This window comes from Candidatus Accumulibacter sp. ACC012 (assembly GCF_907163155.1).
GTDB lineage: Bacteria > Pseudomonadota > Gammaproteobacteria > Burkholderiales > Rhodocyclaceae > Accumulibacter > Accumulibacter delftensis.
In genome coordinates this window covers 208,970-218,093 of the sequence record NZ_CAJQUC010000007.1, presented here as the reverse complement: position 1 = coordinate 218,093, position 9,124 = coordinate 208,970, and the positions used below count along the sequence as shown (strand labels likewise).

At 62.5% G+C, this 9,124-nt stretch carries 1 protein-coding gene; it reads left to right on the top strand.

Annotation, left to right across the window (positions count from 1 at the left end; genetic code table 11):
- The first annotated feature begins 1,264 nt into the window (after window positions 1–1,264).
- Entirely contained in the window at window positions 1,265–1,396 is a 132-nt protein-coding gene (locus QZ648_RS09665; RefSeq protein ID WP_291996859.1) for a hypothetical protein, read from the top strand.
- The last annotated feature ends 7,728 nt before the right edge of the window (window positions 1,397–9,124 follow it).

Sequence of the window (9,124 nt, the reverse complement as noted above, 5' to 3'; positions counted from 1 at the left end):
GCCAGCTCACCGTGGTTGGACACATCCGAGCAACAACCCCCAAAATCTGCCGCAGAGCCATTTAGTGAGGCTGGTTCGAGCGTGGAGACCGCCTTCAAGCGTAGCATCGGATTTCTTCTTCACCCGTGTGGGCACAGTCCTGCCATACGCTTGCCGGAAGGCGGAGCCCGCAAGGCCAGCGCCTCGTTCCGAGCGCCCTAGCCATGAATCTGAACCAGCTTCCTCCGACCGTCCGGTGATGAACTACCGGCTGGCCGCAAGGCGGATCGTCGGCGGGATCTGATGAATCCGACGCCATCCATCATGCGCTTCGCAGATTTTACCGGGCGATGCGATCTGCCGCGACGATGCCCTGGCCTGGCGGAGCGGAGCCGGCGTAAGGCGGCAGCGCCAGACACAGAGCGGCCATTGATGAGAAAAGGCGCTCCCCGAGCGCAGATCGATTGCCTTCGCCCCGGGATTGGTAGTACACTCCGCAGCTCGAATACGCCCATGGGCGGCAGGCTTCTCTTCCGGCTGCTTTTTTGCCCCCGGCCGCAGAGCGGCAGCTGGCAGGCTGCCGCCAGGGCCGGCCACAGAACCTGCTGCGACGCAGGCTTGCGCCACCCGAACAAAGCTCCCTGACCGCCCGCGCCCCACGACGCCGGGCGGCTATGCTCGGGAGAAATCACTGTAATGAAGCTACACCGCAGGGGGGAATCGATCGCCGTTCATCAAGCGACCGGCTGGAGCGGTGCGCCATCGCTACGGGATGTTAATAACGCGCATCGATTAGCCCCCTGCACTATCATCCAGGAAGCCGATCCGACAATGCCGCCGACGCAGGCGTCTGGGCGGCTTCTGCAAACGCATCACGGGGACCCGGCCCACAGCGACCAATCCGGTCAGTGTCGAGAGACGACTGAGGGACGCCGGTATTCCGTGTCGAGATTCATCGCCTCGAACAGGTGCCGACGGTCGACGGTGGTTGTTCACCGGTTCCGCCACGCGGGCGGCAAGTTCAACAAGGGATTTTAATGAGCGACGAATCGGCGTATCGAATTCTCGGGCTGGCTCTGCACGGGAAGGGCGTTTCGTCCCGGTGACCAACGCCAGCTGTTCGACGCTGGCTCGAAGTCGAGGCTGCGTAGCCCGCCGACGGCGGCGCGCCTCGACATGGCTTTCGCGGGCCCCACCCGGTAACGTGATCGAGCACGATGCAGCGGGTCGGCGATGCGCCCACAAAAGAAACCAGCCCCGGCACGCGCAGTACCCGGCTGCGCGCATGCCGCACGCCGACGCCGAGTTTCTGCGACCTTACGCCGCATGCATCCGCCTGAACGCCCCCAGCTCGAACGCCATGCTGCGCAGCAAGGAACGTGCTGCTGCATCGAGCAGTCTGCAGGGATTGCACTGAGCGTCGAGGGCGGCAGCGTGCAGCGGAGTATTATGAATGAATGGCTGTTTCGCGATGGCCATAGCTGCAGACCTGCAGCGAGCAGATCGATCGGCGACCGTAAATGGCTCGACGCCCCGGTTTTCAGCGGCGGAAGTATGCGCCAAGGGCGACGAGAGAACTTTCCGCGTCGCGTTCGCGGCGCAGAGCTATGGCGATTGGCTGGACAGCCGCACGCAGAACCTAGGCGGCCGCCGAATCCGACGTCAACCTGATATCCGACACCCTCGGACGAGTACGCACGAAGGCCGGTCCTATGTTTTTTTTTTTTTTTTTTTTTTTCTTTTTTTTTTTTTTTTTTTTTCTTCCCTTTTTTTTTTTCTTTTCGGCAGGCGAAGCTGGACGCGGTTATGAACAGCAGTTTTGCGATCACCATGCCGCCCCTAGAATGCCCAAGGGCCGTCACAACTGGCCCGCGACGCTCGAAGCGTCTTTTCACGCCGCCAGCTTAGTGCTCGCGCAGCTGCGAATGAACCCACTCGATCCCTCGCTTTCAGAGGCACAGTAACAAGGGTGTGCCGCACTGAATTCGCGCGACGCGGTGGCCGCTTGGTTAGGCGCCGGCCATGCTGCTGTGACCCCCTGGAAATTGTGGCATCCAACGAACATCTCGGATCTGGCCAGAAAGATCACCCGATCATGGCCATCCGTGCCGCGGACACGAGCGCGTTCGTCGAGACCGCGACCAGCAAAAATGTCGAGAACGCAGCAGTCGCGGCGTGGCCATTCTGCCGAAGCGCAAGCTTCCATTGCCAGAGCCGAAGGACACGCGCAACCCCGCAAAGAACTGACTCTTATCTCGCATCGACAGGACCGATTCCGCCGGCGAGTTCGGCGAATCGGTGCGCCGAATGAGGGCTGCCAGGGGCTGACATCCTGCCCGACTGCGCGAGCAAGGTGCACTCCTGAATACCTGAGGAGTGGGGCGATGCGAGCAGCCTTGCCATTCGCCAACCGCGAGGTGCATTGACATTGCGTTGTCCCTGCGGCATCGATCCGCAATCGGCAGTGAGCGCCGACACGACGCCCCCCCCCCCCCCCCCCCCAACGCGTATTGAACAATCTGCCTGCGTTACGGCCCAATGGTGGTGCCGTGTCTGATCATGACGAGTGCCGACGTCGATGGCTCGCAATCGCGTTCATGCTCGTGCCCCCACGCCCCTTTTCTACCGTCATTTCCCGAAAGCTGAATTGCCAGCGGCATTTGCACTTGCCGCAACCGCCGCTGTTTCGCCTCTCGACAGTTCCCGGCCAGGAGCAAGAATGCCGCCACGCAAGTTTGTAAGCACCCTCGATAGCGACGAACGCGCGGCGACCCTCGATCGGCTGCGCACTCCGAGCGCATCAAGCCGGATGCGCGTTGCGTATCTCGCGCTCATAGGGCCTGGGCGAAATGCAAGTCGAGACAACTCTGGGAGACCACAGTGTCCCCACACGCGGCAGCCTGTGCGCGCATCCGCATAGCCGGGCAGCGCGCCGAGGCGCAAGCCCGCGGTGATCGCACATGTTGATGGGCAAGAGACGAGTCCGCGGCGTCGGCGCCGGCAGCTGGACTGCCCGCAGACAATTGGCGCGCTGATCGAGTGCCGCACATTGATGAGGGTAAAGCCGAACGTGATCAAGGGACACTCGAGCCCAGACCTGTTTGCCGAAACACCGCCGACGCCAAAGCGTCGCCGCCGTTGCCGCCAGGTGAATGGCGACACCCAGCCAGCGCCGGCAGTGATGGCCTGATGCGGCCGATGGTGACGACAGCATCCTGCTAGCCCACGACTCGGCGTGCGACGCGACTACTCGAGTCGCGATTGCCGTTGTCAAGCGGCAGCTGCGCATCGCCGCGACGTCAAGGACGCGCGGCTGAAGCCGACTTCTTTTTTTTTTTTTTTTTTTTTTTTTTGTAGCCCCAGCGCCGGGTCTGTGGTGCGTATGCGACAAGAATCGACGCTGTCGGCCCAGCGACCGCCCAAAGCTGGTCAAGTCGAGACCGACGTGCTCAGTTGGCGAACGTCATACGGCAAGTACCACACGCATGGTGATACCTCGGCGCTACCCCCCCCCCGACGCGATGCGTGCGCGTCGGCGCAGCCGGCCTTCATGCCTGACACGCCCTATCCGCTAGGTCGACGGGCAGGGCAATCGACCCTGTTCGCGCGACTGGACGACAACCGCCTAGGCCAGCGATGCGCTAACACCGAAGCGCGCCGGACGGAACCGAATCCCCCCCCCCCTTCCCCCCCCCCCCCCACCCGAGCTGCTGCTGGCGAATTCTGGGCGAAGGCCCACGGTCGAATTCCTGCCCAACTACAAGGCTCTTTCGTCAAGAACCGCCGCCTTACTGCCGCGCATGCCCTGCCTTTCCTGTTTGCCTCAACGCTAGATCCGTCGGCCGGAATCCCGTCGGCTCATGGCCACCGGAAATGCCGGCGCACAACCTGACGCGAGCTCGTCGCCGCGGCGAGCCATTCTACTAAGATCGGAGCATCCGGTCGCCTGGCGGCTGGCCGTCGACGAACTCTCGAACGGCGTCGCCCCTGCGACCGAATTATCCCGCAGGTGGCGCCCGCCAGAATCATTTCTCCGCCCCCCGCATAGATGCCGCTAGCTATATCCAGGGCCCGCGGCAGCCCTGCGCGTGGAGTGGCGAGCGCGCTTACAGATGATCCGAAGAAATGAGCGCCGCGCCGAGCGCCGCCTGGCCCACTGGTGTTCACCGGCCTGCCACCGGGCTCCGTCCTCATCGGCCAAGGAGCAATGCTACTCCGCCAATAATCGACGCGCCTCTGCCCAGACCCGCAGCCGCGCCGCGGAATAGAAAGCGCCGTCGACAGTCGGTGGGCCCAGCTGCACAAGCACGCCCCACTGATGGACAACCTCGCCAGCTCGACAGCCGCAACGCGACGAGTCGGGCAAGGATGACGACATCCGGCTGGTTTCGAACTCGAGCACAGTTCGCGCATCCGACCGCCAGGACTTCGGGTGCAGCCATGCTGCCCTCGCGCAATACAGCCCTACGAAACCTCCGGCGCCCACAACAGGTAGGCGAGGAATCGGCATCGGATCGCCGCCGGGCCCGTGCCCAGAATATCGCTGATGCGCTCGACCATGATGGATGAGTGTTGATACTTTCCGTTCATGCGGACGGTCTACCGACAGACGCACCGAGATTCGCTGTGCATAAAGCCGACAGACCGATATCCATATTCTCGGGGAAGGACCGGCCATACGTCTTCCTTGAACATCGCGAAGCTGATCCCGAATCATCCGCGAATCCGACGCACCCAAGGACAGCGCTAGATCGCGCGCTTCATCCTCTCGGCCGCCCCCCCCCCCCCCCCCCAGATCGCGCAGGCCGAGGATATCCTCGCAAATACCGCCTGCGACCAGTTGACGCGACTCGAGGGAATCCGCATCGCAGCAGGCAAGCTGGCCAAGCTGCGACCGGGTGAAAGCGAGGGCTTGCTGAAGCTGCTCGGAAGTGACCACGCTGCTTGGCGCCGGCTAGCCGCTGATCCGGGAGTCGGAAATCAAGGCGATGCTGAGCCAAAAGCACGGCGGACGCGGCGCGGACGATCATCGAAACCGACGCTGTCCACGCTTTCGCGCGCGGGAAGCGGCCGGCCGTCCGACCGCACGAGGCCGGGACGTGATCATTTCCGAGAAAGGTACTGGGCACGGGTTGCCAGGGCACAGCCTGCGCCTCTACGGGCGGTGCTGTTCAAGGACGGCGCACCCGCCTGCCGGTTCGGCCTAGGAGGTCGTTCGTCGACTCGCTGCGCTGACCCATCCTACTCTCTTTATACAGAGGCCGCGCCTACCACTGTTCGCCAGTCATGGCCAGCCTGCCGATGCGCACGTGCATGGCGGGCGCCCCTGTCGTCCTTCGTCGCAGCTGGGGAGACGGCAGGATTTGCGCAGTGTGATGCACTAGGCCGGCCCCGACGAGCAATTGCCCTGATCGCGCGGGGGACAAGACTTCGGGGCAGGCTCATCTAGCCCAAGTATGGACGATCTGCCCTCGTCTCGCGCAGAAGAGGCCAAGGCTTTCCTCAGCCCCGTCGAAGACGGAGGCGCGATCTGCCCGCCGCATGAACCTGGAGCAGAGAGCCAGGATCATTGGCGGCACTATTCGGAAGACGGCCGCCTGGCTGATTTCTCCCGCTCGAACAGATGAAGCCGCCTGGCAGCGCAAGGGCCGTCCAGATCATCGACGCCTGCCACGCGACGCAATCGACCCGGCGCGCGGTGGTGCTCACCCTAGAACCGAGACGTTAGGGTGACGATCGCGGAATCGACGCGCGCAAGCAGCCGGCCAAAGACGCTGCTTTACGAGAATTCGAACACATCAGGCCAGCGCCCGCCCGCCAGTGCGTTCGCCGGTGAGGCAGATCACTAACGTGAACGCTGGAGGCCCTATCGCGAAACGTGATTGAGGACCAACGCGACAGCAGACATGTATGAAGCCGAACAGCAGTCTTGACCAGGGCGATGCCTGTTGCTTGGCGTATGGCCTTGTCGAGTAGCACTTGAGTAGCCTTGCCCTGAAGAGCTGCTTGGCGTGACAACGAGTGGAAGCTATCGGCGCCAATCACAAGATTTGATGTGATAGCTTATTACGAACGGCACGGTGCCCGGGAGTGACCTGCCCACGATCAGTCAGGCGAAACGGCGTGAAGCTGTAGCGGCAGACTTTGTACTGGCGCAGGATCCGTCGCCAGTTTTCGCTCGCCTGCCGCCCATTGACCGAGCCCGATCACGCGCTGCGGCCCAAACTGCCTGAAACAGCAGGGGTGTTCTCCGAAGCAACTACCCGGAATTTTTTTTCATGTTCAAGGAAACGCGGTCAATAGAATGTGGACGCGGCCAACAATACCCGCCCTGGTACCTGGCGATCAGCTCGCAATCGATTGCATAGACGGCGCGCCGGTGCGAACAAGCATTTCGACCGCTTACCGCGTAATTGCCCCCTGCGGAGCCGAACGTTGATGCAGAGCGTCGTGCTGGCCGACCGGGGTGGCTCGGTGGACAGTGATGTCCACCCCACCATATGCGCCAGCCCGACTACGATGTACAGCGGGCATCTGGGGCAGGTGCCTTCACCCGCCGGCGATAGTCCGAGGCCGATGCTGGCGCTGGTCCGCAACCGCGGACGGGTGCAAAACGCGATCGGCCCTGTGGCGACCCCCCCCCCGTTGCTTTCCCTGCACAGCATTTTCCTTTGCCGCTGGGCATCGAGATCGCATGCCACGGCCATGCGCCCCCCGCGGGCGACGGGCTAATGGACCTTCTTTGCGCTGACCGGCAGAAAACGAGGCTTTCGCACCATCATCGGCAACCCACCATACTCGTGCGCATATCAGGACAGGTTGCCTGCCGAGACGCGCGCTTTTTTGGAACAGACATAGCGTGCCTCGTGGCTGCTGCGACCCGCCCAATATTTTATCGTGTTCTTCATCGAGAAGTAGCCTGCGGACATCTGGACGACCGGGCACCGGCCGTGAACTGGTATTCATCACGCCAAGTGATCCTGCTCAAGGCGACTTCGGCGACCGGTGCCAGCACTCAATCGCTTGCTGCATGCGGCCCCGAGAACGATCACCGATCTTCTTTTTTTTTTTGTTTTAGTACGACATGAGGCGACATCGCGCCCCCTTTTGACGAGGTCACACCCAGATGCGCGATCCTGGCGGTTTTGCAACGCCCCGACCATTTTTCGCGCAGTACGCGCTAGCCGCGCAGCGAAGTGTGCTCTGTCGACAGATCGGACTGGCCGCGCCTGGCGAAGAAGGACTCCAGTGGGAGCGAGCCTCCCCACTTCGTTCGAAAGCGAGCAGGGCACTTCTGCTGTTTAAGCAGCAGAGTGACTACGCTTTGAACCCAACTGCAGCGCATCGCCTTCGTCAAGCGTTGCGTGCAGGTGTCTGCTGCCGACGCGATCTGTACGCCCAATGCGCGGCCTACGCGCTAACCGCCCAGCTTTGTCTGCCTCGGCCGACGCGTGACCGCACTGGACGCACCGGCGGTGCCTGATGGTGCCACCCGGATCGACGCCGCCGCCCGCGGGCTGCTGCGCGCACAAGCCCGAGCTTGTCTGATCGCGGCGCCGAATCAGGTCCTTCGATTGAGTCCAACTGAGTGGCAGTGGAGCGGCGTGGCTATCATCAGCCTGCCGCCAGAGAGGAACGCGGTACTATGTAAAAAACAAACACATGACGCGTCGTCGCCAGCCGTTCTTCGCTGCATCGCTGACCAAGCCACTACGATGGCTCGGCTTACTGGCGATTTTCCCACGTAATCCGGGCGTCGACAGTGGTGGCGCTGCTTTTTTTGCGGCGAGCCCCCTTCGAACAGCCGTCGAATTGGGCGACATCGGCTTCGCTGCGACGTAGGTCGATTTCTGTTTACCCCAGCGCAGCCTCGAACAGATCGCCGACCCTTCCCGAGCTCTTCCGTACCTTCCCCTGCAGTGGCTGCCGTGTAAGCATCGCGGATCGCAAGCCTCCACGTTGCTTGCCGGCCCAGGCGAGCCGAATCGTGTCACGCCGACGCGCCGGTCGTCGCCGGCTGAGCAAAACTAGCCCGCGGATGTTCGAGACTTTCAGAACAAACGGCACCCCATGGAGCCGAGCAACTCGCATGCGTTTAGCATTCGTCGTCGATCCCTTGCCCTCGCTGAAGCGTACAAAGACACCAGCATAGCACTTTGATGGCGCGCCCGACGCAGGCCCGCCGGAACGCGGTAATTCGGTGTGTGCCGGCCCAGTACAGCCAGTCAGCGATCCACTGGTCGAGCGCCTGCCACGCGGTGTGATTCTGCGAGGCGGAGATGCATCTGAGAAATGCAAATCGACTCCCTGACCGACGATGACAGGTTACGTGAGGTTGATCTGCCATGTCGTTGCGTCTTGCGACGATTGCGCCGCCGTGACGGAATTGCCGCAGTAAGGGATCCGCCCCTTCGACAGCCCATGTTACGAATGACCGTACATGGTTGCTGCCTGAAGGAGCCCGCCGCATGGCCGAGTGAGCGCGCGTTCAATGCCGCTTGCCGCGACGAGCGCGATCATTCGCAGAGAAACGTTGCTCGCGCATGCGAGTTTCGCACTGTTGCGGTCCCCGGCGTGGGTGGCGCGTCTGCCGGCGCCTGATCCAGGCGTTTGTCGACCGATGCGGGATACGATCATCAAACGACCTCGATGGCCCCATGGGCTGGCAGCGACGAGTTTTTCGTGATAGCCACGTCACGAGGCGACCCGAATCGCAACGTGATCATCGAGACCCTGACCCACCATGCGTGCTGCCCGTAGATCATGGGCGCACGCGCTATATTCCGGAGATCAGACAGACAGGTGACTAGGCGCATCCTGATCGTATCTGGTGGCCCGGAAGTCGTTACCTATTGCCTGGCCGACCGCCATACCAAGCCCGGCGAGACGCGCGGCCATCTGCCGTCGGCGGGCCGCATGGCGATGCTGTCGCGCGAAATGAGTGCGCGCAGACCGCGAAATCAGCCTGACCACGCTGGCGCCAGTGCTGGCGAGCGCGACCGGTTGTTTTTCGTACCCCGCGATCTCGCACGTCATCGGCGACTGGCTGACCAGATGAGATCAACATCACCAGCCCGAAGTGAATCGCGAAATCGCGAGGCCAGACCGGGCCTTGACGCGGCCGAATTTGTTGGATGCGGAAGTG

Coding starts and splice junctions, on each gene's coding strand:
- QZ648_RS09665 (WP_291996859.1), top strand. CDS start 1,265: ATGCCGCACGCCGACGCCGAGTTTCTGCGACCTTACGCCGCATGCATC.